Origin of the sequence: Streptococcus sp. k-163 (assembly GCF_013277555.1) — a bacterium.
Classification (GTDB): Bacteria; Bacillota; Bacilli; order Lactobacillales; family Streptococcaceae; genus Streptococcus.
In genome coordinates this window covers 23,375-48,424 of record NZ_VMND01000018.1, presented here as the reverse complement: position 1 = coordinate 48,424, position 25,050 = coordinate 23,375, and the positions used below count along the sequence as shown (strand labels likewise).

The 25,050-nt window shown below is 39.1% G+C and carries 24 protein-coding genes; 22 read left to right on the top strand and 2 right to left on the bottom strand.

Going from position 1 to position 25,050, the window contains the following annotated elements:
- Positions 1 to 252: 252 nt before the first annotated feature.
- The 4 genes from HT731_RS07560 to HT731_RS07545 all read left to right on the top strand — a co-directional run bounded on the left by HT731_RS07560 (position 253) and on the right by HT731_RS07545 (position 5,442).
- Positions 253 to 2,265, top strand: a complete 2,013-nt coding sequence (locus HT731_RS07560; protein ID WP_173278355.1) for a thiol-activated cytolysin family protein — start codon at positions 253 to 255, stop codon at positions 2,263 to 2,265.
- A gap of 614 nt (positions 2,266 to 2,879) precedes the next feature.
- On the top strand, positions 2,880 to 3,605 hold the full coding sequence (locus HT731_RS07555; RefSeq protein ID WP_061759026.1) for a CppA N-terminal domain-containing protein: 726 nt from the start codon (positions 2,880 to 2,882) through the stop codon (positions 3,603 to 3,605).
- A complete protein-coding gene (locus tag HT731_RS07550; RefSeq protein WP_061759027.1) occupies positions 3,602 to 4,537 on the top strand; it encodes a serine hydrolase domain-containing protein in 936 nt (311 codons plus the stop codon). The genes HT731_RS07555 and HT731_RS07550 overlap by 4 nt, the downstream gene beginning before the upstream one ends.
- Positions 4,538 to 4,545: 8 nt before the next feature.
- Positions 4,546 to 5,442 (top strand): DMT family transporter, encoded by an 897-nt coding sequence (locus HT731_RS07545; protein WP_049539967.1) that lies wholly within the window; start codon positions 4,546 to 4,548, stop codon positions 5,440 to 5,442.
- 44 nt (positions 5,443 to 5,486) lie between these two features.
- On the opposite strand, the gene HT731_RS07540 is transcribed toward HT731_RS07545, so the two are convergent.
- A complete protein-coding gene (locus HT731_RS07540; RefSeq protein WP_000936169.1) occupies positions 5,487 to 6,185 on the bottom strand; it encodes a GntR family transcriptional regulator in 699 nt (232 codons plus the stop codon).
- Between the two features lie 140 nt (positions 6,186 to 6,325).
- Here HT731_RS07540 and guaA point away from each other — a divergent pair, with 140 nt between their 5' ends.
- The 10 genes from guaA to HT731_RS07490 all read left to right on the top strand — a co-directional run bounded on the left by guaA (position 6,326) and on the right by HT731_RS07490 (position 16,059).
- Positions 6,326 to 7,888: a glutamine-hydrolyzing GMP synthase gene (guaA, locus tag HT731_RS07535; RefSeq protein WP_000065714.1), complete on the top strand. Its 1,563-nt coding sequence runs from the start codon at positions 6,326 to 6,328 to the stop codon at positions 7,886 to 7,888.
- Positions 7,889 to 8,130: 242 nt separating this feature from the next.
- Entirely contained in the window at positions 8,131 to 9,417 is a 1,287-nt protein-coding gene (locus HT731_RS07530; RefSeq protein ID WP_000169096.1) for a U32 family peptidase, read from the top strand.
- Between the two features lie 315 nt (positions 9,418 to 9,732).
- Positions 9,733 to 9,933, top strand: a complete 201-nt coding sequence (locus HT731_RS07525) for a F0F1 ATP synthase subunit C (RefSeq protein WP_001054557.1) — start codon at positions 9,733 to 9,735, stop codon at positions 9,931 to 9,933.
- 32 nt (positions 9,934 to 9,965) lie between these two features.
- Positions 9,966 to 10,679, top strand: a complete 714-nt coding sequence (gene atpB, locus HT731_RS07520; RefSeq protein ID WP_049532250.1) for a F0F1 ATP synthase subunit A — start codon at positions 9,966 to 9,968, stop codon at positions 10,677 to 10,679.
- Positions 10,680 to 10,692: 13 nt separating this feature from the next.
- Positions 10,693 to 11,187, top strand: a complete 495-nt coding sequence (atpF, locus tag HT731_RS07515) for a F0F1 ATP synthase subunit B (protein ID WP_000558549.1) — start codon at positions 10,693 to 10,695, stop codon at positions 11,185 to 11,187.
- Complete coding sequence (locus tag HT731_RS07510; protein ID WP_049532251.1) at positions 11,187 to 11,723, top strand: F0F1 ATP synthase subunit delta; 537 nt, start codon at positions 11,187 to 11,189, stop codon at positions 11,721 to 11,723. Before atpF ends, HT731_RS07510 begins: the two co-directional genes overlap by 1 nt.
- Before the next feature lie 14 nt (positions 11,724 to 11,737).
- On the top strand, positions 11,738 to 13,243 hold the full coding sequence (atpA, locus tag HT731_RS07505; protein WP_049532252.1) for a F0F1 ATP synthase subunit alpha: 1,506 nt from the start codon (positions 11,738 to 11,740) through the stop codon (positions 13,241 to 13,243).
- A 15-nt stretch (positions 13,244 to 13,258) separates the two neighbouring features.
- Positions 13,259 to 14,137: a F0F1 ATP synthase subunit gamma gene (locus tag HT731_RS07500; protein ID WP_049532254.1), complete on the top strand. Its 879-nt coding sequence runs from the start codon at positions 13,259 to 13,261 to the stop codon at positions 14,135 to 14,137.
- Positions 14,138 to 14,222: 85 nt separating this feature from the next.
- Positions 14,223 to 15,629: a F0F1 ATP synthase subunit beta gene (gene atpD, locus HT731_RS07495; RefSeq protein ID WP_000094357.1), complete on the top strand. Its 1,407-nt coding sequence runs from the start codon at positions 14,223 to 14,225 to the stop codon at positions 15,627 to 15,629.
- 10 nt (positions 15,630 to 15,639) lie between these two features.
- Positions 15,640 to 16,059: a F0F1 ATP synthase subunit epsilon gene (locus tag HT731_RS07490; RefSeq protein ID WP_000068045.1), complete on the top strand. Its 420-nt coding sequence runs from the start codon at positions 15,640 to 15,642 to the stop codon at positions 16,057 to 16,059.
- Positions 16,060 to 16,102: 43 nt separating this feature from the next.
- Here HT731_RS07490 and HT731_RS07485 read toward each other — a convergent pair whose 3' ends face one another.
- Positions 16,103 to 17,116, bottom strand: a complete 1,014-nt coding sequence (locus HT731_RS07485) for a lactonase family protein (protein ID WP_173278353.1) — start codon at positions 17,114 to 17,116, stop codon at positions 16,103 to 16,105.
- A 170-nt stretch (positions 17,117 to 17,286) separates the two neighbouring features.
- Between HT731_RS07485 and HT731_RS07480 the strand changes: the two genes are divergently transcribed.
- The 8 genes from HT731_RS07480 to HT731_RS07445 all read left to right on the top strand — a co-directional run bounded on the left by HT731_RS07480 (position 17,287) and on the right by HT731_RS07445 (position 24,946).
- Complete coding sequence (locus HT731_RS07480) at positions 17,287 to 19,269, top strand: peptide ABC transporter substrate-binding protein (protein ID WP_173278351.1); 1,983 nt, start codon at positions 17,287 to 17,289, stop codon at positions 19,267 to 19,269.
- A 117-nt stretch (positions 19,270 to 19,386) separates the two neighbouring features.
- On the top strand, positions 19,387 to 20,553 hold the full coding sequence (locus HT731_RS07475) for an AI-2E family transporter (protein WP_049539961.1): 1,167 nt from the start codon (positions 19,387 to 19,389) through the stop codon (positions 20,551 to 20,553).
- Complete coding sequence (locus HT731_RS07470; RefSeq protein WP_173278349.1) at positions 20,543 to 21,772, top strand: tetratricopeptide repeat protein; 1,230 nt, start codon at positions 20,543 to 20,545, stop codon at positions 21,770 to 21,772. The genes HT731_RS07475 and HT731_RS07470 overlap by 11 nt, the downstream gene beginning before the upstream one ends.
- A gap of 474 nt (positions 21,773 to 22,246) precedes the next feature.
- Positions 22,247 to 22,483 (top strand): DUF2829 domain-containing protein, encoded by a 237-nt coding sequence (locus tag HT731_RS07465; RefSeq protein WP_000141906.1) that lies wholly within the window; start codon positions 22,247 to 22,249, stop codon positions 22,481 to 22,483.
- The gene (locus HT731_RS07460) at positions 22,476 to 23,174 is read left to right on the top strand and encodes a 3-oxoacyl-ACP reductase (RefSeq protein WP_173278348.1); all 699 of its coding nucleotides are present in this window, start codon (positions 22,476 to 22,478) and stop codon (positions 23,172 to 23,174) included. The genes HT731_RS07465 and HT731_RS07460 overlap by 8 nt, the downstream gene beginning before the upstream one ends.
- 9 nt (positions 23,175 to 23,183) lie before the next feature.
- Positions 23,184 to 23,684: an NUDIX hydrolase gene (locus tag HT731_RS07455; RefSeq protein WP_173278346.1), complete on the top strand. Its 501-nt coding sequence runs from the start codon at positions 23,184 to 23,186 to the stop codon at positions 23,682 to 23,684.
- Positions 23,662 to 24,531: a putative PEP-binding protein gene (locus tag HT731_RS07450; RefSeq protein WP_173278374.1), complete on the top strand. Its 870-nt coding sequence runs from the start codon at positions 23,662 to 23,664 to the stop codon at positions 24,529 to 24,531. Before HT731_RS07455 ends, HT731_RS07450 begins: the two co-directional genes overlap by 23 nt.
- Positions 24,506 to 24,946 (top strand): ASCH domain-containing protein, encoded by a 441-nt coding sequence (locus tag HT731_RS07445; RefSeq protein ID WP_173278344.1) that lies wholly within the window; start codon positions 24,506 to 24,508, stop codon positions 24,944 to 24,946. The genes HT731_RS07450 and HT731_RS07445 overlap by 26 nt, the downstream gene beginning before the upstream one ends.
- Positions 24,947 to 25,050 lie beyond the last annotated feature (104 nt).

Genomic DNA, 25,050 nt, shown 5'->3' with positions numbered 1-25,050 from the left:
AAACGAACAGTGCTACGTCCCAACTGATAGGGACGTAAGCCTGGTCGTTTTCTTGTTTTTATTGGTATAGACCACTCGGCTTTTGAATATTTATATGTTAATGTGTTAGCAACTATATGAGTTGACCTAATAAAAAATACTAGCTTTTTTAAGAAAACGATTGCGTCTATAATATTTTTATGATATAATCTTGTCGTTTAAAGAAAGCGCGCTTAAGAAATAATTAGCTCAAATATATTAAAGGAGTTTTGTATGATTAAAAATAAAGGGATTAGTAAGCGTAGTATTGGAGTATGTGGCGTTGCCATTGCAACATTTTTACTAGGTTCTGGACTAATTTTTCAATCAAATGTAGTAAAAGCTACAGAGCCAAGTGTGGCTGCAGTTTCTGGTGAAAACATTGCTGCTCACAAACCTGCAAGTCAGAGTTCAATTGCTTATGGAGGAGAAGCGTCTAGAGCGGTTGACGGCAATCGTGATAACGCATGGAGCCACCGTTCCGTTACCCATACAGATTTTCAAGATCATTCTTGGTGGAAAGTTGATCTAGCAAAAGAAGAAGGTGTGGGAACTGTTCGTATTTACAATCGTGGAGATGGAGTTGTAGCGAATCGTTTATCTAATTTTGATGTTATCTTGTTGGATAAAGATGGTAAGGAAGTGGCTCGTCAACATGTTGATAGTTTAAATAATCAACCAACAATCGATGTTCAATTCTCAGGAGTTAATGCACGATATGTAAAAATTGAATTAAATAAATCTAAAACTCCTCTTAGTTTGGCAGAAGTTGAAGTATATCGTGCTGTAAAAGAAGAAAAAGTAGTAGCAGATAAGAAAACAGAAGACAAAGCTAAAAAAGATTATACTGTAGAACTAAATAACTATTTGTTTGGCTTGAATTATGATAAAACAAATATTTTAACTAGACGAGGCGAGGCAATAGAAAATTACACGAATACAAGCACAAAACAACAAGGAAGTGAATTTGTGGTTGTGGAAAAAGTGAAGAAGAACCTTTCTAGTGGTCACGCTGATGTTGCCATTAATGGTAACGGAGATATTTTCCTAGGTGCTTTGTTTAAAGCAAATCAAGATCTTCTAGAAAATAAACCACAACAAATTAGTTTAGATCGTAGCAAAGGTAGAATCAGTGTTGATTTACCAGGAATGGTAGGCGGAGATAGCTATGTAGATGCTAATCCAACTGCAAGTGGTATGCAGGAAGGTGTGAATACCTTGTTAAACCGTTGGCATGAAAAATATGCTGCAAAAAATCCTGCTCCAGCACGTATGCAGTACGAATCAACTTCTGCTTACAGCATGAATCAATTGAAAGCAAAATTCGGAAGTGATTTTGAAAAAGTCGGTGTTAATTTGAAAATTGATTTTGAAGCTGTCAATAAAGGTGAAAAACAAATTGAGGTAGTTGATTTTAAACAAGTTTACTATACTGCAAACTTTGATGCTCCAAAAAATCCATCAGATGTATTTGCTCCAGGAGTAACAGTTGATCAATTGAAAGCACGTGGAATTGATGAAAATACTCCTCCTGTATATGTATCAAGCGTGTCATACGGACGTCAAATGTATGTTAAGTTTGAAACAACAAGCAAGAGTACCGAGTTGAAAGCAGCAATCAATGCTGTAATCAAAGGTGTGCCTATTAAAGCTGAATCTGAATGGGCGCGTGTCTTGAAGAATACAACTGTAACAGTTTCAATCGTAGGTGGAAATGCTGATGGCGCTGCACGCGTTGTGACAGGTACAGTAGAAGATTTGAAGAAATTGATTCAAGAAGGAGCTACTTTCAGTACGCAAAACCCTGCTGTTCCAATTTCTTACAAAACTGCATTTTTGAAAGATAATCAAGTAGCTACAATTCAAAGTAATACAGACTACATTGAAACAAAAGTGACTTCATACAAAAATGGTTACCTCAATTTACAACATAAGGGAGCTTATATTGCTCGTTACTATGTTTACTGGGATGAAGTAACTTATGATAAGGATGGAATTGAAAGTATTCGTTCACGTCAGTGGGAGCATAACGGCAAGAACAGAACAGCTGGCTTCCAAACTGAACTTCAATTTAAAGGAAATGTACGTAATATACGCGTGAAGATTCAAGAAAAAACAGGTCTTGTTTGGGAACCATGGCGTACAGTTTATAATCGCACAGACCTTCCTCTTGTTCAAAAACGTACAATTATTAACTCAGGTACAACAATCAGACCAAAATACGATGAAAAAGTTGAAAACAACTAATTCTCACTTGTAAAAATAATTAGTTATACTAATGAACTGAACCCCAAAAGTTAGTCCAAATTCTAACTCTTGGGGTGTTTTTCTGTGTCTTGTTTTATAAGCAGTTTACATATAAGTATATATATTAATTGTTCTTGTGAATAGAATTATAGATTTATTAGACCCAAGGTAAGAAGACATCTCTTGTTTTTATATTCAAAGCTATAGCGGTTAATATTTAAGGAGACGTTAAAGTTCAAGTAGCCAATAAGAAGAAATTCTCTTGTAGTTTAAGATTTTTTAGGATAGTTATGAATTTAATTCTAGATAAAGGGATCTATTTTAGGAGTCATTTTCTAGCTTCTTTAGGTAACCATCTCCGAATGGACCTCTTGTGATTCGCATTAGTTTACTTTTTCCATAGGGCATAGGGGTGTGTATAGTAGATATATTTATTGGCAAATGTCTATTCTGTGTTTTATTATGGATATATTTACTTCAATTTCTCCTAAACATTGAGTTTTAACTCATGTTCCTCAAAAAGATGTTTAATGAGGTGAAAATTGGTAAATTTGAGCATAATATCTTGTAAAAAATTCTAAAATCCTATAAAATAAAAAGTGACGGAGGAATTTATGAATGTAAATCAGATTGTACGGATTATTCCTACTTTAAAAGTTAATAATAGAAAATTAAATGAAACCTTTTATATGGAAACCCTCGGTATGAAAGTCTTGTTAGAGGAGTCAGCCTTTCTATCACTAGGTGATCAAACAGGTCTTGAGAAGCTGGTTTTGGAAGAAGCACCAAGCATGCGTACTCGTAAGGTAGAGGGACGAAAAAAACTGGCTAGATTGATTATCAAGGTGGAAAATCCCTTGGAAGTCGAAGGACTCTTATCTAAAACAGATTCGATTCATCAATTATATAAAGGTCAAAATGGCTACGCTTTTGAAATTTTTTCACCAGAAGATGATTTGATTTTGATTCATGCAGAAGATGAGATAGAAAGTCTAGTAGAAGTAGGAGAAAAACCTGAATTTCAAACAAATTTGGAATCAATTTCTTTAAGTAAATTTGAGATTTCTATGGAATTACATCTTCCAACTGATGTCGAAAGTTTCTTGGAATCATTTGAAATTGGGGCGTCACTTGATTTTATCCCAGCTCAGGGGCAGGATTTGATGGTAGAAAATACAGTTACTTGGGATTTATCTATGCTCAAGTTCTTGGTCAATGAATTAGACATAGCAAGTTTACGCCAGAAATTTGAGTCTACCGAATATTTTATTCCTAAGTCTGAAAAATTCTTCCTTGGAAAAGATCGAAATAATGTTGAATTGTGGTTTGAAGAAGTATGAAGTGGACCAAGATTATAAAAAAAATAGAAGAACAAATCGAGGCAGGGATTTATCCCGGAGCCTCTTTTGCGTATTTTAAGGGCAATCAATGGACGGAGTTCTATCTAGGTCAGAGTGATCCAGAGTATGGCTTACAGACTGAGGTAGGACTAGTTTACGATCTAGCCAGTGTCAGCAAGGTTGTTGGGGTTGGCACAGTTTGTACCTTCTTGTGGGAAAAAGGTCAATTAGATATTGATAGACTGGTAATAGATTTTTTACCTGAGAGTGATTATTCAGACATCACTATTCGCCAGCTCTTGACTCATGCAACAGACCTTGATCCGTTTATTCCCAATCGTGATCTTTTAACAGCCCCTGAATTAAAGGAATCTATGTTTCATCTCAACAGACGAAGTCAATCAGCCTTTCTTTATTCGGATGTCCATTTTTTGCTGTTAGGTTTTATCTTGGAAAGAATCTTTGATCAAGATTTGGATGTAATTTTACAGGAGCAAGTTTGGAATCCTTGGGAAATGACGGAAACCCAGTTTGGTCCTGTTGAGTTTGCTGTTCCAACAGTCAGAGGTGTAGAGGCCGGTATGGTACATGATCCCAAGGCTCGCCTTCTGGGCAGACATGCAGGTAGTGCTGGTTTGTTTTCGACTGTAAAGGATTTACAAATCTTTTTAGAACACTATTTAGCAGATGATTTTGCAAGAGATATGAGTCAAGATTTTTCTCCTTTGGATGATAAGGAACGTTCTTTGGCATGGAATTTGGAAGGAGATTGGCTAGACCATACGGGCTATACAGGTACCTTTATCATGTGTAATCGTCAGAAGCAAGAAGCGGCTATTTTCCTATCGAATCGTACCTATGAAAAGGATGAGCGGGCTCAATGGATATTAGACCGCAATCAAGTGATGGACTTGATTCGTAAAGAAGAGTAAGGAGAGACATGTCAAATAGTTTAAAAGGGACTCTATTAACAGTTGTGGCTGGTATTGCTTGGGGCTTGTCTGGAACGAGTGGCCAATACCTGATGGCACACGGAATTTCGGCTTTAGTTTTAACTAACTTACGACTTTTAATCGCTGGCGGGATTCTCATGCTCTTGGCTTATGCTACTGCAAAGGATAAAATGCTGGCCTTTTTAAAGGATAGAAAGAGTTTGCTGTCTCTTCTTATTTTTGCTCTAATTGGTCTGTTTCTCAATCAATTCGCCTATCTGTCTGCTATTCAGGAGAGCAATGCAGGAACAGCGACGGTGCTTCAGTATGTTTGTCCTGTCGGGATTTTAATTTATAGCTGTATCAAGGATAAGGTGGCGCCGACACTTGGAGAGATAGTTTCTATCATATTAGCTATCGGAGGAACCTTCCTGATTGCAACACATGGGCAGCTGGATCAGTTATCCATGACACCTGATGGCTTGTTCTGGGGGCTCTTTTCTGCCTTAACTTATGCACTTTATATCATTTTGCCCATAGCCTTGATTAAGAAGTGGGGGAGCAGTTTGGTCATTGGTGTGGGAATGGTTATAGCAGGTTTGGTTGCCCTTCCTTTTACGGGAGTTCTAGAGGCTACTATCCCAACTAGTCTTGATTTCCTTCTTGCGTTTGCGGGCATTATCCTTATCGGAACTGTCTTTGCCTATACAGCCTTCCTAAAAGGAGCCAGTCTGATAGGACCGGTTAAGTCAAGTTTGCTGGCTTCAATTGAGCCAATCTCTGCGGTTTTCTTTGCCTTCCTAATCATGAATGAACAATTTTATCCCATTGATTTTCTTGGTATGGCAATGATATTATTTGCTGTAACCTTGATTTCTTTGAAAGATTTACTCTTGGAAAAATAAAAAGACTCTTTGTCGTTCGTGACAGAGAGTTTTTGCCTAGTAATCTAATTGTTTTCAAGATAAAATTCAAAACGTTCGCCTACATATTGACTTTTTACATATTCAAAAGCTGTCCCATCTTCTAGGTAGGAGACCTGAGTCAGTCCAAGAATAGCATGTCCTTTTTCAACTTCCAAATAGTGAGCGATCTTTTCTTTAGCGAGGCGAGCATAAATAGTCTGCTGTGATTTGCCAATACGGTAGCCATATTTTTGCAGTGTTTGGAAGAAATGACTGGTGATTTCTTCTTTTTTAAAGTCCTTAATGAATTTTTCAGGAATAGAAGCAACTTCATAAACCAGGGGGACTTGGTCGGCATAGCGAACACGTTCCATTCGGATAATATTTTCTGTTGGAGAAATTCCTAACTTGGCAACTTCTTGCTCATTTGGAATAGTTCTTCTGTAGGAAATAAGTTGACTGGAAGGAACTTTCCCTTGTGATTTAACAATTTCAGTAAAACTGGTTGTCCCTCGCATCTTTTCTTGTACTCGAGTACTGGACACAAATGTGCCGCTCCCTACCCTGCGTTCCAAAACGCCTTCTTCGACTAAGAGAGATACAGCTTGACGAAGGGTCATGCGGCTGACCTCAAATTGTTCAGCCAAATCTCTTTCACTCGGCAGCCTCTCACCGATGGCCCAACGGTGATCGTCAATATCCTTTTTAATCTGATCATGGATTTTCATATAAGCTGGTAGCATATTTTCACTTCATTTCTATCTTTTCTCTATTGTACCTTAATAAACAAGAAAAAGTCAAACTTCGCCTTGTTTAGTTGGTAATTCGCCCTTATTTGTGATAGAATATTGAAAAAAGATATTTCTTTTGAGAAAGGAAAAAGATGAGCAACATTTCAACTGATTTGCAAGATGTAGAAAAAATCATCGTACTGGACTATGGTAGCCAATACAACCAGCTGATTTCACGCCGTATCCGTGAGATTGGTGTTTTTTCAGAACTAAAGAGCCATAAAATTTCAGCTGCTGAAGTTCGTGAAATCAATCCTGTAGGAATTATCCTTTCAGGTGGTCCAAACTCTGTATACGAAGATGGTTCATTCGATATTGACCCAGAAATCTTCGAACTCGGAATTCCTATTTTGGGAATTTGTTACGGTATGCAGTTATTGACCCATAAACTTGGAGGAAAGGTTGTCCCTGCAGGTGATGCCGGGAATCGTGAATACGGTCAATCAACCCTAACTCACACACCATCAGCGCTTTTTGAATCAACACCTGATGAACAGACTGTTTTGATGAGCCATGGTGATGCTGTAACAGAGATTCCTGCTGATTTCGTTCGCACTGGAACTTCAGCTGACTGTCCATACGCAGCTATCGAAAATCCAGATAAACACATTTACGGTATCCAATTCCACCCAGAAGTTCGTCATTCTGTATACGGTAATGATATCCTTCGTAACTTTGCCCTTAACATCTGTAAGGCTAAAGGCGACTGGACAATGGATAACTTCATTGACATGCAGATTCAAAAAATCCGTGAAACAGTCGGTGACAAACGTGTCCTTCTTGGTCTATCAGGTGGGGTAGACTCATCTGTCGTTGGAGTTCTTCTCCAAAAGGCTATTGGCGATCAATTAATCTGTATCTTCGTCGACCATGGTCTTCTTCGTAAAGGAGAAGCGGATCAAGTTATGGACATGCTTGGTGGTAAGTTTGGTTTGAATATTGTCAAAGCAGACGCTGCTAAGCGTTTCCTTGACAAACTTGCTGGTGTTTCTGACCCTGAACAAAAACGTAAAATCATCGGTAACGAGTTTGTCTATGTATTTGATGACGAAGCCAGCAAGCTCAAAGATGTGAAATTCCTTGCTCAAGGTACTTTATATACAGACGTTATCGAGTCTGGTACGGATACAGCCCAAACTATCAAGTCACACCACAACGTGGGTGGTCTTCCAGAAGACATGCAGTTTGAATTGATTGAACCACTCAACACTCTTTATAAAGACGAAGTTCGTGCCCTTGGTACAGAGCTTGGTATGCCAGACCATATCGTATGGCGCCAACCATTCCCAGGACCAGGACTTGCTATCCGTGTTATGGGTGAAATCACTGAAGAAAAGCTAGAAACAGTTCGTGAGTCAGACGCTATTCTTCGTGAGGAAATTGCTAAAGCAGGTCTTGACCGCGATATTTGGCAATACTTCACTGTTAACACAGGCGTTCGTTCAGTCGGTGTTATGGGTGACGGTCGTACTTATGACTATACGATTGCAATCCGTGCTATCACTTCTATCGATGGTATGACTGCTGATTTTGCCAAAATTCCATGGGAAGTACTTCAAAAAATATCAGTACGTATCGTAAATGAAGTGGATCATGTTAACCGTATCGTCTACGATATCACAAGTAAACCACCTGCAACAGTTGAGTGGGAATAGTCATCTAAGGACTCATTTATGTATTTTTACTAGCCAGTATCTTTGGATACTGGTTTTTGCTTTCCTAGACTTTTTGACTACTTGTTAAAACTAGGTTAATTTTCGACAGTTTAATAGTTATTATGTAAAGCTTAAAAGATTAGAATTGTCAAAACAATCTTTCTAGGCTTGATTTTATAACTTATTTGCTATAAAATGAGAAGGAAAAACGTCAAACTTTTATATTGCAAATAGGAGAAAACATGACAAAAACATTAAAACGTCCTGAGGTTTTATCACCTGCAGGGACTTTAGAGAAGCTAAAAGTAGCTGTTCAGTATGGAGCAGATGCTGTCTTTATCGGTGGTCAGGCCTATGGTCTTCGTAGCCGTGCAGGTAACTTTACCTTTGAACAGATGGAAGAAGGCGTGCAGTTTGCGGCTAAGTATGGAGCTAAGGTCTATGTAGCTGCCAATATGGTTATGCACGAAGGAAATGAAGCTGGTGCTGGTGAGTGGTTCCGTAAACTGCGTGATATCGGGATTGCAGCAGTTATCGTATCTGACCCTGCCTTGATTATGATTGCAGCGACAGAAGCGCCTGGTCTTGAAATCCACCTCTCTACCCAAGCAAGTGCGACTAACTATGAAACTCTTGAGTTTTGGAAAGAACTGGGCTTAACTCGTGTTGTTTTGGCGCGTGAGGTTTCAATGGAAGAATTAGCTGAAATTCGCAAACGTACAGATGTTGAGATTGAAGCCTTTGTCCATGGAGCTATGTGTATTTCTTACTCTGGTCGTTGTACCCTTTCTAACCACATGAGTATGCGTGATGCTAACCGTGGTGGTTGCTCTCAATCTTGCCGTTGGAAATACGACCTTTACGATATGCCATTTGGTCAAGAACGCAAGAGCTTGAAAGGTGAAATTCCTGAAGAATTTTCAATGTCAGCCGTTGATATGTCTATGATTGACCATATTCCAGATATGATTGAAAATGGAGTGGACAGTCTTAAGATTGAAGGTCGTATGAAGTCTATTCACTACGTATCAACAGTAACCAACTGCTACAAGGCGGCTGTGGATGCATATCTTGAAAGTCCTGAAAAGTTTGAAGCGATCAAACAAGACTTGGTGGACGAGATGTGGAAGGTTGCCCAACGTGAATTAGCAACAGGTTTCTACTATGGTACACCATCTGAAAATGAGCAGTTGTTTGGTGCTCGTCGTAAAATTCCTGAGTATAAGTTTGTCGCTGAAGTGGTTTCCTATGATGATGCGACACAAACGGCAACAATTCGTCAACGGAACGTCATTAATGAAGGCGACCAAGTTGAGTTTTATGGCCCAGGTTTCCGTCATTTTGAAACTTATATTGAAGATTTGCACGATGCTAAAGGTAATAAAATCGACCGTGCTCCAAATCCAATGGAGCTATTGACAATCAAGGTTCCACAACCTGTTCAAGCAGGAGACATGGTTCGTGCATTAAAAGAAGGACTCATCAATCTTTATAAGGAAGATGGAACCAGTGTCACAGTTCGAGCTTAATAAGCAAGCAGGAGCTGAAAGATTTCTCGTTGCTTTCCCTTTAATCCTGCTCACTAAAAGAAAAGAAGTTAAAGAAAATATATTTATTTCCATCCGAGATTTCATCTCGGATTTTTTTCATCATTTTTCAGAAAGGCCTAGATAATGGTCGGATTTATTACAAGTTTTTTCCAAAGTTTCCTATATAATAAACTCAAAAATAGTAAAATTGTAAATAATTTCCATTAAACGCTTTCAATGTTGGTAAAAAGTTGACAAATTGAATTTTTAGGACTAAACTAAGTAAGTAAATTTTAATTAAAAGGAGAATTCATCATGAATTTAACATTTTTCGGTCTATGTCTTGCCTGTATGGGTGTATCTCTTGGTGAAGGGTTATTGATGAATGGTTTGTTGAAATCGGTAGCTCGCCAACCAGATATTATCGCTGAGTTTCGTAGCTTGATGTTTTTAGGGGTTGCCTTTATTGAAGGAACTTTCTTCGTAACTCTTGTCTTCTCATTTATTATTAAATAACGAAATATAAATTGGAGAAGGGAGAATGTTAGATGGAAGAAAGTATCAATCCAACCATCAATATTGGTCCTGTTACCTTTGATTTAACTTTGACAGCCTTGACTTTGCTGTCTGTGTTTCTGATTTTTGCATTTATCTATTGGGCAAGTCGTAATATGACATTAAAGCCCAAAGGTAAACAAAATGTACTAGAGTATCTCTATGATTTTGTAATTGGATTTACAGAACCTAACCTTGGTTCCCACTACATAAAAGATTACTCACTCTTTTACTTATGTTTATTTCTTTTTATGGTCATCGCCAATAATCTTGGTTTGATGGCTAAACTTCAAACAACAGATGGGACAAACCTTTGGACATCGCCAACTGCAAATCTTTCATTTGACCTTGTCTTGTCTTTCTGTATTATTGTGATGGCGCATGTTGAGGGGATTCGTCGTCGTGGGATTAAACAATACCTAAAAGGTTTTGTAACTCCTGCATTTATGACACCGATGAATCTACTTGAAGAAATCACGAATTTCCTTTCTCTTGCTTTGCGGATTTTTGGGAATATCTTTGCAGGTGAAGTAATGACAAGCTTGCTTCTATTACTTTCACATCAGGCTATTTTTTGGTATCCAATCGCATTTGGGACAAACTTAGTTTGGACTGCATTTTCCGTGTTCATTTCTTGTGTACAAGCCTATGTCTTTACACTATTATCCTCTATGTACCTAGGAAATAAAATTAATGATGAAGAGTAGAAAGGAGTAACTGATGCACGTAACAGTAGGTGAATTAATTGGTAATTTTATTTTAATCGCTGGCTCTTTTATCCTTTTGCTAGTCTTGATTAAAAAATTTGCATGGTCTAATATTACAGGCATTTTCGAAGAAAGAGCTGAAAAAATTGCTTCAGATATTGATAGAGCTGAAGAAGCACGTCAAAAAGCGGAAGTATTGGCTCAAAAACGCGAAGATGAATTGGCTGGTAGCCGTAAAGAAGCTAAGACAATCATTGAAAATGCAAAGGAAACAGCTGAGAAAAGTAAGGCTAGTATTTTAGCAGATGCTAAACTAGAAGCAGGACGCTTAAAAGAAAAAGCAAATCAAGAAATTGCTCAAAACAAAGCTGAAGCTTTACAAAGCGTTAAGGGTGAGGTAGCAGATTTGACCATCAGCTTAGCTGGTAAAATTATCTCACAAAACCTTGATGGTCATGCCCATAAAGAACTCATTGATCAGTATATCGATCAGCTAGGAGAAGCTTAATGGACAAGAAAACAGTAAAGGTAATTGAAAAATACAGCATGCCTTTTGTCCAATTGGTACTTGAAAAAGGAGAAGAAGACCGCATTTTTTCAGATTTGACTCAAATCAAGCAAGTTGCTGAAGAAACAGGTTTACCTTCTTTTTTAAAAAAAGTGGCAGTAGACGAGTCTGACAAGGAAAAAACGATTGCTTTCTTCCAAGACTCAGTGTCACCTTTATTGCAAAACTTGATCCAGGTTCTGGCATACAACCACAGAGCAAATCTTTTTTATGATGTGCTTGTAGATTGCTTGAACCGACTTGAAAAAGAAACAAATCGATTTGAAGTGACGGTTACTTCTGCTCATCCTTTAACAGATGAACAAAAGAGTCGCTTGCTCCCTTTGATTGAGAAAAAAATGTCTCTGAAAGTAAGGAGTGTAAAAGAACAAATCGATGAAAGTCTCATTGGTGGTTTTGTCATTTTTGCCAATCACAAGACAATTGATGTGAGTATTAAACAACAACTTAAAGTTGTTAAAGAAAATTTGAAATAGAAAGTGGTGTTCTTTTGGCAATTAACGCACAAGAAATCAGCGCTTTAATTAAGCAACAAATTGAAAATTTCAAACCCAATTTTGATGTGACTGAAACAGGTGTTGTAACCTATATCGGGGATGGTATCGCGCGTGCTCACGGCCTTGAAAATGCCATGAGTGGAGAGTTGTTGATTTTTGAAAACGGCTCTTATGGTATGGCTCAAAACTTGGAGTCAACAGACGTTGGTATTATCATCCTAGGTGACTTTACAGATATCCGTGAAGGCGATACAATCCGCCGTACAGGTAAAATCATGGAAGTCCCAGTAGGTGAGAGTCTGATTGGTCGTGTTGTGGATCCACTCGGTCGTCCAGTTGACGGTCTTGGAGAAATCCACACTGATAAAACTCGTCCAGTAGAAGCGCCAGCTCCTGGTGTTATGCAACGTAAGTCTGTATCAGAACCATTGCAAACTGGTTTGAAAGCTATTGACGCCCTTGTACCGATTGGCCGTGGTCAACGTGAGTTGATTATCGGTGACCGTCAGACAGGGAAAACAACCATTGCGATTGATACAATCTTGAACCAAAAAGGTCAAGATATGATCTGTATCTACGTAGCGATTGGACAAAAAGAATCAACAGTTCGTACGCAAGTAGAAACACTTCGTCAGTACGGTGCCTTGGACTACACAATCGTTGTAACAGCCTCTGCTTCACAACCATCTCCATTGCTTTTCCTAGCTCCTTATGCTGGGGTTGCCATGGCGGAAGAGTTTATGTACCAAGGTAAGCATGTTTTGATTGTTTATGATGATTTATCAAAACAAGCGGTAGCTTATCGTGAACTCTCTCTCTTGCTTCGTCGTCCTCCAGGTCGTGAAGCCTTCCCAGGGGATGTTTTCTACCTTCATAGCCGTTTGCTTGAGCGCTCAGCTAAGGTTTCTGATGAACTTGGTGGTGGATCAATTACAGCCCTACCATTTATCGAGACACAAGCAGGAGATATCTCTGCCTATATCGCAACCAACGTGATTTCTATCACTGATGGACAAATTTTCCTTGGCGATGGTCTCTTCAATGCAGGTATTCGTCCAGCCATCGATGCGGGTTCATCTGTATCTCGTGTAGGTGGTTCTGCACAAATCAAAGCCATGAAGAAGGTTGCCGGTACACTTCGTATCGACCTTGCTTCATATCGTGAGTTGGAAGCCTTCACTAAGTTTGGTTCTGACTTGGATGCGGCAACACAGGCTAAGTTGAACCGTGGACGTCGTACCGTTGAAGTTTTGAAACAACCTGTTCACAAACCATTACCTGTTGAGAAACAAGTAACCATTCTTTATGCTTTGACACATGGTTTCTTGGATACTGTTCCAGTAGATGACATTGTTCGTTTCGAGGAAGAGTTCCATGCCTTCTTTGACGCTCAACATCCAGAGATTTTAGAAACCATTCGTGATACAAAAGACTTGCCAGAAGAAGCAATCTTGGATGCTGCGATTACAGAGTTTCTCAATCAAACCAGCTTCCAATAAGAATAGAGGTGTCAGATGGCAGTATCTCTAAATGATATTAAAACAAAAATCGCCTCAACAAAAAATACGAGTCAAATCACTAATGCCATGCAAATGGTATCGGCTGCTAAGCTAGGTCGCTCTGAAGAAGCTGCTCGTAACTTCCAAGTATACGCTCAAAAAGTTCGCAAGCTCTTGACAGATATCCTTCATGGTAATGGTTCTGGTGGTTCAACCAATCCGATGTTGATTAGCCGTCCCGTGAAGAAGACAGGCTATATCGTCATTACTTCAGATCGCGGTTTGGTTGGAGGGTATAATTCTTCTATTCTGAAAGCCGTTATGGAGTTGAAAGAAGAATACCACCCAGACGGTACAGGTTTTGAAATGATCTGTATCGGTGGAATGGGAGCTGATTTCTTTAAGGCTCGTGGTATTCAACCACTTTATGAACTACGTGGCTTGGCAGACCAACCTAGCTTTGATGAAGTTCGTAAGATCATTTCAAAAACTGTTGAAATGTACCAAAATGAACTTTTTGATGAACTCTATGTCTGCTACAATCACCATGTCAATACGCTAACAAGTCAAATGCGTGTGGAACAAATGCTTCCGATTGTTGACTTGGATCCAAATGAAGCAGATGAAGAGTATAGCTTGACTTTTGAATTGGAAAACAGCCGAGAAGAAATTTTGGAGCAGTTGTTGCCTCAGTTTGCAGAAAGTATGATTTACGGGGCTATTATCGATGCCAAGACAGCTGAAAATGCTGCCGGTATGACAGCCATGCAAACAGCGACAGATAATGCTAAGAAAGTCATCAATGATTTGACAATTCAGTATAACCGTGCCAGACAGGCGGCGATTACACAAGAAATTACAGAAATCGTAGCAGGAGCTAGTGCCTTAGAATAGGCTCTAGTCCAGCTCGTATGAAAATGAACTTAGGACCTAGTTGAGCTAGGGACCGACAGTATCTTATATAGAATAGGAGAAGGAGATGAGTTCAGGTAAAATTGCTCAGGTTATCGGACCCGTTGTAGACGTCTTGTTTGCAGCAGGGGAAAAACTTCCTGAGATTAACAATGCACTTGTCGTCTACAAAAATGACGAAAGAAAAACAAAAATCGTCCTTGAAGTAGCCTTGGAGTTGGGAGATGGTATGGTTCGTACTATCGCCATGGAATCAACAGATGGTTTGACTCGTGGAATGGAAGTATTGGACACAGGTCGTCCAATCTCTGTACCAGTAGGTAAAGAAACTTTGGGACGTGTCTTCAACGTTTTGGGAGATACCATTGACTTGGAAGCTCCTTTTACAGAAGATGCAGAGCGTCAGCCAATTCATAAAAAAGCTCCAACTTTTGATGAGTTGTCTACCTCTTCTGAAATCCTTGAAACAGGGATTAAGGTTATCGACCTTCTTGCCCCTTACCTTAAAGGTGGGAAGGTTGGACTTTTCGGTGGTGCCGGAGTTGGTAAAACTGTCTTGATCCAAGAATTGATTCACAACATTGCCCAAGAACACGGTGGTATCTCAGTATTTACTGGTGTTGGGGAACGTACTCGTGAGGGGAATGACCTTTACTGGGAAATGAAAGAATCAGGTGTTATCGAGAAAACAGCCATGGTATTTGGTCAGATGAATGAGCCACCAGGAGCACGTATGCGTGTTGCCCTTACTGGTTTGACAATCGCTGAATACTTCCGTGATGTAGAAGGCCAAGACGTGCTTCTCTTTATCGATAATATCTTCCGTTTCACTCAGGCTGGTTCAGAAGTATCTGCCCTTTTGGGTCGTATGCCATCAGCCGTTGGTTACCAACCAACACTTGCTACAGAAATGGGTCAATTGCAAGAGCGTATCACATCAACTAAGAAGGGTTCTGTAACCTCTATCCAGGCTATCTATGTGCCAGCGGATGACTATACTGACCCAGCGCCAGCAACAGCCTTCGCTCACTTGGATTCAACAACCAACTTGGAACGTAAGTTGGTACAATTGGGTATCTACCCTGCCGTTGACCCACTCGCTTCAAGTTCACGTGCTTTGGCACCTGAAATCGTTGGAGAAGAGCACTATGCAGTTGCTGCAGAAGTAAAACGTGTTCTTCAACGTTACCATGAGTTGCAAGATATCATTGCTATCCTTGGTATGGATGAACTTTCTGATGAAGAAAAGACCTTGGTTGCTCGTGCCCGCCGTATCCAGTTCTTCTTGTCACAAAACTTCAACGTTGCGGAACAATTTACTGGTCAGCCAGGTTCTTATGTTCCAGTTGCTGAAACTGTACGTGGCTTTAAGGAAATCCTTGATGGTAAACATGACCACTTGCCAGAAGATGCCTTCCGTGGTGTAGGTTCTATCGAAGATGTGATTGCAAAAGCTGAAAAAATGGGATTTTAAGAGGTGATCTATGGCTCAGTTAACTGTCCAGATCGTGACACCAGATGGTCTCGTCTATGATCACCATGCCAGCTATGTATCAGTTCGAACTCTGGATGGTGAGATGGGGATCTTGCCACGACATGAAAATATGATTGCGGTTTTAGCAGTTGATGAAGTAAAGGTAAAACGTATTGATGATGAAGATCACGTGAACTGGATTGCAGTAAACGGAGGCGTTATTGAAATTGCCAATAATACCATCACAATCGTTGCTGATTCTGCAGAACGTGCTCGTGATATCGATGTTAGCCGTGCAGAACGTGCTAAGCTTCGTGCGGAGCGCGAAATCGAAGAAGCCCACGAAAAACACTTGATTGATCAAGAGCGTCGTGCTAAGATTGCTTTACAACGTGCTATTAATCGTATCAATGTCGGAAAAAGACTATAAGAAAAAATGAACTTGAGTTACCAAGTTCATTTTTTCTGTTTTCTTAAGGAGCAAAACTGATGCAGACTGCTTCTGGTACATGGAAGTCGTTAGAAAGTTCTGCTAGACGACCAGTTTCAGGATTACGTTTAAAGACGGTCGCATTGTCAGAGTCTTGATGGACAGCAATGACAAATTCTTGGTCTGGTGTCAAATCAAAATCACGTGGAGTCTGACCATGAGTAGGAACGATTTCTAACAATTCTAGACTACCGTCTGCAAGAATTGTATATACTGCGATAGAATCATGGCCACGGTTAGAAGCGTAGAGGTATTTACCATCTTTAGAGAGACGAATAGCAGCAGTTCCATTAAAGCTTTCATAACCGTCTGGTAGAGTTGAAATGACCTGCATGCGTTCAAATTCGCCAACACCATCGTAGATTAAAACTTCGATAGTGCTATTGAGTTCACAAATCAGATAAGCGATTTTATAGTGATTATGGAAAATGATATGACGTGAGCCTGCTCCTGGCTGGCTGTGATAGGTATAGAGCTTAGATAATTTCCCTTCTTGATCAAGGTCATAAGTGATGACTTGGTCAGTACCCAAATCACAGGTCACTAGATAGTGGTCAGGTGTTAAGTCTGTAAAGTGAACATGGGGTGAAGCTTGATTCTCATGTGGACCTTGGCCACTGTGTTGATCCACATCACTAAGTAGAAGACTACCGTCTTCCTGACGTTTATAAACAAGTACCTGTCCTTTATGGTAGTTGGCAGCATATACCAAATCACGCTTTTCATCCACAGCAACATAACAGTGGGGAGCTCCTTCTTCAACGACATGATTTAATAAAGTCCCATCAGTTTGATAGGCTGCAATTCCCCCCTTATTGTCTTGACTACCAACGGTGTATAGATGTTGGTGTTGGTCAAATGCCAGGTAGGTTGGACTTGGCTCAGCTGCAAAAAGTTCTAGATTTGAAAGCTGACCAGTTTCTGTATCAAAGTCTGCCTTGTAAATCCCTTGGGAAGTACGGCGTGTATAAGTTCCAAAATAAACAGTTTCTTTCATAACTTTACCTCTATATAAAGATAAGACTATTATATCACAAAAATGGTAGTTGGAGGAATTCTATAACACATAATTAAACATAATAAAATATTAAATTTAACTTGTTTTTGTATTGATTTCCTTTTGAAAAGTGCTATAATAATCCTATACAAATTGCAAAGGAGTTTTTTATGAAAAAACGTGTTTTCTTAGCAGCAGGAGTTGCTGTACTCTCGGCAGCTGTTCTAGCAGCTTGTTCATCTGGTAATGGGAATAAGGAAGCAACTAAACCAGTTACTTATGCCTATGTATTTTCATCAGATCCTGTAACTCTGGATTATACAGTTTCTGGGCAAAAGTCTACAAAACAGATTACTGGTAATGTCATTGATGGACTACTGGAAAATGATCAATATGGGAATCTAGTACCATCAGTTGCAGAAGATTGGACTGTTTCCAAAGATGGTTTGACTTATACCTATAAAATTCGTAAGGGTATCAAGTGGTATACCAATGAAGGCGAAGAATATGGAGAAGTTAAGGCTCAGGATTTTGTGACTGGTCTAAAACACGCAGCTGACAAGAAATCAGAAGGACTTTATCTTGTACAGGATTCTATTAAAGGATTGAATGACTATATCAATGGGAAAACAACGGATTTTTCTACTGTTGGTGTAAAAGCAACAGACGATTATACTGTAGTCTATACTTTAAACCATCCAGAATCTTTCTGGAATTCGAAGACAACAATAGGAGTTCTTGCTCCTGTTAGTGAAGACTTTTTAACTTCTAAAGGAGATGACTTTGGTAAGGCGACTGATGTAACAAGCATTCTCTACAATGGGGCTTATCTTCTAAAAGGTCTTACATCTAAATCTTCTATAGAAATGACCAAAAATCAAAACTATTGGGATAAACAAAATGTCTTTATTGATGATATTAAGTTGTCTTACTTTGATGGTCAGGATGCAGACTCTCTTGGACGTGGTTTTGATGAAGGAAATTATCCTGCAGCACCTCTCTTTAAAAACTCTGCTAACTATGAACGGCTAAAAGAAAAATACAAAGATAACATTATTTATAGTCAACAACAAGGAACTACTTTCTATATTTCGACGAATATTGACCGTGTTGCCTACAATCACACCTCTAAAACAAGTGATGCAGAAAAAACATCTACTAAGAAGGCCTTGCTGAACAAGGATTTCCGTCAATCCTTGGCTTTTGCTACAGATCGTAAAGCAGGTCTCTCTCAAGTATTTGGGGACGAAGTAGCACCGCGTAAATTACGTACAAGTTTAACACCTCCAACATTTGTACAAGTAGGAGAGCAGTCATTTGGGCAAGTAGCTAAGGCAGAATTGGATAAATTAGATGGTGTATGGAAAGATGTTAGTCTTGATGATGCTCAGGATTCACTTCATAATGTAGATAAGGCTAAAGCTAAATTTGAAGCTGCCAAGAAAACTCTTCAAGCTGATGGAGTACAGTTCCCTATTCATTTAGATATTCCAGTATCTTCTACTCGTCCAGAATTTGTGCGTCAAGCTCAATCTTATAAACAATCCGTCGAGGAAGCTCTTGGAGCAGACAATGTTGTAGTTGATATTCAACAAGTTTCTGATGAAGAATTGGCAAGTATGACAATTCTAGCTACTTCTAATACCAATACTGACTGGGATATTAATGCAAATAGTGGATGGGGACCTGATTACGCAGATCCTTCAACTTATCTAGATATATTTGATCCAACATCTGGCCCAAATCTTCTTGGTTCCTTAGGTGTAACACCAGGTAAAGACAGTTCAGCAATCAAAGCAGTTGGTTTAGATAAGTTTAAAGAGTTACTTACGGATGCTAGTGGTGAGAAAACAAATCTTGCAAACCGATATGCCAAATATGCCAAAGCTCAAGCTTGGTTAACAGACAGTGCCTTGGTGATTCCTGTACACTCAGACGGTGCCCAAATGCTAGTAACGAAGAAAGTTCTAGGTACTGGTGCAGGTGGCTGGGTAGGTGATAAGACTAGTGAACATAGCTATAAATACCTTAAACTCCAAGATAAGATTGTCACTACTAAAGAAATGGATGAGTTCCGCAAGAAATTTGCTGAAGAAAAAGCCAAATCAAACGCTGATTATCAGAAAAACTTAGACCGTCATATTCAAGACTAATCGAATCTCCTCTTTTGAGGGGATTTTTTATGTCGCTGTCTCCATGTAAGCACTTTAAAAAAGAGTTATTTTGTTTCAAAAATGGTATAATGAGAGAACGATAGAAAGGAAGTATTTATGGAGCAAAAAGAGAAACATTTTAGCCTATCTTGGTTTTTCAAGTGGTTTTTGGATAACAAGGCCATTACGGTATTTTTGGTAACTTTATTATTGGGACTGAATCTTTTTATTTTAAGTAAGATTAGTTTTCTATTTTCACCTGTTTTAGACTTTTTAGCAGTTGTGATGTTGCCAGTCATTCTATCTGGTTTACTATACTATTTACTGAATCCTATTGTTGATTGGATGGAGAAGCATAAGATTAATCGCGTTATAGCCATTAGTATTGTCTTTGTGATTATCGCCATCTTTATCATTTGGGGCTTGGCAGTAGCTATTCCAAATCTGCAGCGTCAGATCTTAACATTTGCAAGAAATGTACCAATCTATCTCGAAGATGCAGACAGAGTTATTAATGATTTGGTCACCAAGCGTTTGCCAGATGATTTCAGACCTCAATTAGAGCAAGTTTTAACAAACTTCTCTAGTCAGGCTACAGTTTGGGCAAGTAAGGTTTCATCTCAGGCAGTCAATTGGGTGAGTGCCTTTATTAGTGGGGCATCTCAAGTGATTGTTGCCTTGATTATCGTTCCTTTCATGCTCTTTTATCTCTTGCGTGATGGGAAAGGTTTGCGTAACTATTTGACCCAATTCATGCCGACGAAATTGAAGGAGCCTGTTGGACAGGTTTTGTCAGATGTGAATCAACAGTTGTCCAACTATGTTAGAGGGCAAGTAACAGTGGCTATTATTGTAGCGGTAATGTTTATGATTTTCTTCAAGATTATTGGTCTACGCTATGCAGTTACGTTGGGGGTTACTGCTGGTATTTTAAATCTGGTTCCTTATCTGGGTAGCTTCTTAGCCATGCTTCCTGCCCTAGTATTGGGCTTGATTGCTGGGCCAGTCATGCTTTTGAAAGTAGTGATTGTCTTTATCGTAGAACAAACTATTGAAGGCCGTTTTGTCTCTCCATTGATTTTGGGAAGTCAATTAAACATCCATCCTATTAATGTTCTTTTTGTCTTGTTAACTTCAGGATCCATGTTTGGTATCTGGGGAGTCTTGCTCGGTATTCCAGTTTATGCCTCTGCTAAAGTTGTCATTTCAGCTATTTTTGAATGGTATAAGGTAGTTAGTGGCCTATATGAATTAGAAGGAGAGGAAGTAAAGAGTGAACAATAGTCAACAGATGTTACAGGCTTTGGAAGAGCAAGATTTAACCAAGGCTGAGTACTATTTCGTCAAAGCTTTAGAAAATGATCCAAGTGACCTTCTGTATGAGTTAGCCACCTATCTAGAAGGAATTGGTTTTTATCCTCAGGCCAAGGAAATTTACCTGAAAATCGTAGAGGACTTTCCAGAGGTTCATCTTAATCTAGCAACTATTGCTAGCGAAGATGGTCAAATAGAAGAAGCCTTTGCCTATCTAGAGGAAATCCAAGCTGACAGTGACTGGTATGTTTCGGCTTTGCTTCTTAAGGCAGACCTTTACCAGATGGAAGGTTTGACAGATGTGGCGCGTGAGAAGTTGCTAGAAGCATTGACTTATTCAGAGGATCCTCTATTGATATTGGGCTTGGCAGAGTTGGATAGTGAGTTGGAAAATTACCAAGAGGCTATTCAAGGATATGCCCAGTTAGATAATCGTTCGATTTATGAGCAAACGGGCATTTCTACCTATCAACGGATTGGATTTGCCTATGCCCAGTTAGGGAAATTTGAAACAGCTACAGAGTTTTTAGAAAAAGCCCTGGAGTTAGAATACGATGACCTAACAGCTTTTGAGTTAGCCAGTCTTTACTTTGATCAAGAAGAATACCAAAAAGCTGTCCTCTACTTTAAGCAGATTGATACCATTTCTCCTGAATTTGAAGGCTATGAGTATGGCTATAGCCAGGCCTTACATAAGGAACATCAAGCTCAAGAAGCCCTGCGTATCGTTAAGCAAGGCTTGGAGAAAAATCCCTTTGAAACTCGTCTCTTGCTAGCTGCTTCACAATTTTCTTATGAACTGCATGATGCTAGTGGTGCAGAAAATTATCTCCTTACTGCAAAAGAAGACGCTGAGGATACAGAAGAAATCTTACTCCGTTTAGCTACTATTTATCTAGAACAAGAGCGTTATGAGGATATTTTAGACTTACAAAGTGAGGAGCCAGAAAATCTCTTGACCAAGTGGATGATTGCCCGTTCCTATCAAGAGATGGACTATTTGGATACTGCCTACGAGTATTACCAAGAGTTAGCAGGAGATTTGAAGGACAATCCAGAGTTTCTGGAACACTATATCTATCTCTTGCGTGAATTGGGATACTTTGAGGAAGCAAAAGTCAATGCTCAATCTTACTTAAAACTGGTTCCAGATGATGTTCAAATGCAAGAATTGATTGAGAGATTATAACACTAAGTCTGGGAGAAAACTCAATTTCAATAGAAAATCAAGTAAATTTTCCTACAATAAAACGCATAATATCAAGTTTTTTTTTTGAACACCTGATACTATGCGTTTTTGTGATCGCAAAGACTTTTTATCCAGTCTCATCTTATAGTATATTGAAATAGAAACTGAACAAATTGATTAAGGAATTTAAAGCAATTCTAGAAATATTTCAGAAGCGATATTGTACGATTCTAGATTCAAATTACCTTATCATTTTTTATAGATATGATTTTATTGAATTGTTTTAAAAAAGAAAAAGCTTATATAAGTTTCAGATAGTGATTTAAACTTTGTCTCAAAAAAACCTGAGGTCATTGTTGCTAGAAATGGTAATAAAAAGTTTATTGATTTTGAATTAGGATGAGTCAAAAGGAATTTTAAAGCATTTTTTGTTATAATTAATTGAAGAATTATTGATATAAAAGGAGAAAAAATATGACTTTCGAAGAAATCCTGCCTGGGTTAAAGGCTAAGAAAAAATTTGTACGAACTGGATGGGGAGGTGCTGAAAACTATGTCCAACTTTTTGACACTATCGAGCAAAATGGTGTGGCCCTAGAAGTGACGCCCTATTTCCTCATCAACGTGTCTGGTGAGGGAGAAGGTTTTTCCATGTGGAGCCCGACACCTTGTGATGTTTTAGCGACGGATTGGGTAGAAGTGCATGACTAAACGTGTACTCATTACAGGAGTGAGTTCAGGAATTGGCATGGCTCAAGCTCAACTTTTTTTAGAGAATGGCTATCAAGTTTATGGAGTTGACCAAGGTGAAAATCCACTCTTACAGGGTGATTTCCACTTTTTACAGAGAGATTTGACCTTGGACTTGGAGCCTATTTTTGATTGGTGTCCTCAGGTTGATGTTTTGTGCAATACTGCTGGAGTTTTGGATGATTATAAACCACTGTTGGAACAGACAGCGCAGGAAATTCAAGAAATTTTTGAAATTAACTACGTGACTCCAGTAGAGTTGACTCGATTTTATTTGACACAAATGTTGGAAAATAAAAAGGGAATCATCATCAATATGTGCTCCATTGCTTCTAGCCTAGCAGGTGGCGGTGGACACGCCTATACTTCTTCGAAGCACGCCTTGGCAGGCTTTACCAAGCAGTTGGCTCTAGACTATGCAGAAGCTGGGATTCAGGTATTTGGGCTTGCTCCAGGAGCAGTCAAGACAGCTATGACCGCTGCGGATTTTGAGCCAGGTGGATTGGCTGACTGGGTGGCTAGTGAAACACCAATCAAACGCTGGATCGAGCCAGAGGAAGTGGCAGAAGTCAGTCTCTTTTTGGCCAGTGGAAAGGCATCTGCCATGCAGGGACAAATTTTGACAATAGATGGTGGCTGGTCTTTGAAGTAGGAGGATCTGATGGAAATCAAAAGACACTTTGGAGTCTACGCTGTTTGCTTTGAAAATGGGAAGTTACTCTGCATTGAAAAAACGAGAGGCCCTTATCAACATCGGTATGATCTACCTGGAGGCAGTCAGCAACTTGGTGAAGGACTGACGGAAACGCTGACTAGAGAAGTTATGGAAGAGACGGGATTTACTGTTAGAAGCTACTCTAATCCTCAAATCTACGATGTTTTCGTCAGGGAAGAGTTAAAAAATTTTATGGTTCACCATATCATGGCCTTGTATGATGTTGAAATGAATGAGAGTGCACCTCAAGTTACGATTTCGAAAGCTGTGTCTGATGGTGCGAATGATTCACTTGGATATATTTGGATGGATATTCAAGAGATCACAGAAGAAAATGCATCGCCATTAGTCTTAAAGGTTAAGTCTGAATTATTAGGATTTCCAGAACTGGACAAGACTTCTTACATGAATTGGAAGGTGAATGATGAAAAATCAACTAGCTCTTAGTGGCGAAAAAATTCTTGAAAAAATTTATCCTCAACTATTGCACCACATTGGCATGATTCGTGGGGAATATTTGTTGAGAGAGCTCAATCAAAACATCCTATTACCAAGTTGTCAGCAATTTGTAAAAGATTATCTAGAGACTATCTGCTCCCTGTACTCAGATGAAGAAGTCTGGTATCGTTTTTCAGAATTAACGAATACAGAAGCCAATTATTTAGAGGGGACTAAAGAGCATTTTGATGAAAATCATCCCTTGTTTGGTTATAGAGGAATTAGGCGTTTACTAGCGTGTCTGGATGAATTTCAGGCTGAGGCAAATGTCGTTACAGAGGTTTATCAAAATAATCCCAATCTGTCTCTTATTTTTCCTTTTGTCAATGATGCTGAACAGTTAAAGCAAGCTATTAGAGTATTGCGTCAGCATGATTTTACTGGGAAAGTCGGCACTATGATTGAATTACCGTCAGCGTATTTTGACTTGGACAGAATAATGGAAACGGGCATTTCAAAGATTGTAGTTGGAATGAATGATTTGACTTCCTTTGTTTTTGCCACTGTGAGAAACAGTCAATGGCATGATATGGAAAGTCCAATAATGTTAGATATGCTGAGACAGATGCAGGATAAAGCAAGGATTAAAAATATTGACTTTGCTGTAGCAGGATATCTGAATGTTTCTTTCTTACAAAAAATGAATCAGATGGGTATCGAATGCATTATCCACTATAGTTCTATTCCAGAGATTTTTAACTTAGAGATTGACCATCCAGACCATCTTAAACACATAAAAGAAGAAAGTAAAAAATTACAAAGGAGCACCCATGACACCGCAAGAAATGTGGAATAAATACAAGCAAATCAATTCTTCTATCGGAGATGAAATCGATGCTTGGGCTTTTGGAGTGGAACCAGACCTTTTAGCGGATTTGGTGTTTAAAGGCGAAAAGACAGCAACAGCGTCAGCCTACGACCTTTACGCACTAGAAGGCGAACTTCTTCCGCAAGAAGGCACCTTTGACATCATTTTAGACAGTCAAAATCAGGCTGTCTGCATTGTCGAAATTACAAGGGTTTCCGTTCAGCCCTTTAATCAAGTTTCTGCGCAACATGCCTTTAATGAAGGGGAAGGTGACAAATCCCTAGCCTATTGGCGTCAGGTTCATGAGGATTGTTTCGCCAAGTGGATGAGAGAAGCAGGACTGACTTTTACACATGAAAGCAAGGTTGTTTTAGAAGAATTTCGCAAGGTTTACCCACTGTAGACTTCTAGAAGGAAGAAAGTTTTGGAAATCGCTGTCCAATCCTTTTTTCTTAGACAAAACATGATATAATAAGTTTGTTTAAAGAAGAGCTCTAGCTCTTAAAC

Excerpts from the sequence above, each read along its gene's own strand:
- HT731_RS07560 (WP_173278355.1), top strand. The coding sequence starts at position 253 with ATGATTAAAAATAAAGGGATTAGTAAGCGTAGTATTGGAGTATGTGGC.
- HT731_RS07555 (WP_061759026.1), top strand. The coding sequence starts at position 2,880 with ATGAATGTAAATCAGATTGTACGGATTATTCCTACTTTAAAAGTTAAT.
- HT731_RS07550 (WP_061759027.1), top strand. The coding sequence starts at position 3,602 with ATGAAGTGGACCAAGATTATAAAAAAAATAGAAGAACAAATCGAGGCA.
- HT731_RS07545 (WP_049539967.1), top strand. The coding sequence starts at position 4,546 with ATGTCAAATAGTTTAAAAGGGACTCTATTAACAGTTGTGGCTGGTATT.
- HT731_RS07540 (WP_000936169.1), bottom strand. The coding sequence starts at position 6,185 with ATGCTACCAGCTTATATGAAAATCCATGATCAGATTAAAAAGGATATT.
- guaA (WP_000065714.1), top strand. The coding sequence starts at position 6,326 with ATGAGCAACATTTCAACTGATTTGCAAGATGTAGAAAAAATCATCGTA.
- HT731_RS07530 (WP_000169096.1), top strand. The coding sequence starts at position 8,131 with ATGACAAAAACATTAAAACGTCCTGAGGTTTTATCACCTGCAGGGACT.
- HT731_RS07525 (WP_001054557.1), top strand. The coding sequence starts at position 9,733 with ATGAATTTAACATTTTTCGGTCTATGTCTTGCCTGTATGGGTGTATCT.
- atpB (WP_049532250.1), top strand. The coding sequence starts at position 9,966 with ATGGAAGAAAGTATCAATCCAACCATCAATATTGGTCCTGTTACCTTT.
- atpF (WP_000558549.1), top strand. The coding sequence starts at position 10,693 with ATGCACGTAACAGTAGGTGAATTAATTGGTAATTTTATTTTAATCGCT.
- HT731_RS07510 (WP_049532251.1), top strand. The coding sequence starts at position 11,187 with ATGGACAAGAAAACAGTAAAGGTAATTGAAAAATACAGCATGCCTTTT.
- HT731_RS07500 (WP_049532254.1), top strand. The coding sequence starts at position 13,259 with ATGGCAGTATCTCTAAATGATATTAAAACAAAAATCGCCTCAACAAAA.
- atpD (WP_000094357.1), top strand. The coding sequence starts at position 14,223 with ATGAGTTCAGGTAAAATTGCTCAGGTTATCGGACCCGTTGTAGACGTC.
- HT731_RS07490 (WP_000068045.1), top strand. The coding sequence starts at position 15,640 with ATGGCTCAGTTAACTGTCCAGATCGTGACACCAGATGGTCTCGTCTAT.
- HT731_RS07485 (WP_173278353.1), bottom strand. The coding sequence starts at position 17,116 with ATGAAAGAAACTGTTTATTTTGGAACTTATACACGCCGTACTTCCCAA.
- HT731_RS07480 (WP_173278351.1), top strand. The coding sequence starts at position 17,287 with ATGAAAAAACGTGTTTTCTTAGCAGCAGGAGTTGCTGTACTCTCGGCA.
- HT731_RS07475 (WP_049539961.1), top strand. The coding sequence starts at position 19,387 with ATGGAGCAAAAAGAGAAACATTTTAGCCTATCTTGGTTTTTCAAGTGG.
- HT731_RS07465 (WP_000141906.1), top strand. The coding sequence starts at position 22,247 with ATGACTTTCGAAGAAATCCTGCCTGGGTTAAAGGCTAAGAAAAAATTT.
- HT731_RS07460 (WP_173278348.1), top strand. The coding sequence starts at position 22,476 with ATGACTAAACGTGTACTCATTACAGGAGTGAGTTCAGGAATTGGCATG.
- HT731_RS07455 (WP_173278346.1), top strand. The coding sequence starts at position 23,184 with ATGGAAATCAAAAGACACTTTGGAGTCTACGCTGTTTGCTTTGAAAAT.
- HT731_RS07450 (WP_173278374.1), top strand. The coding sequence starts at position 23,662 with ATGAAAAATCAACTAGCTCTTAGTGGCGAAAAAATTCTTGAAAAAATT.
- HT731_RS07445 (WP_173278344.1), top strand. The coding sequence starts at position 24,506 with ATGACACCGCAAGAAATGTGGAATAAATACAAGCAAATCAATTCTTCT.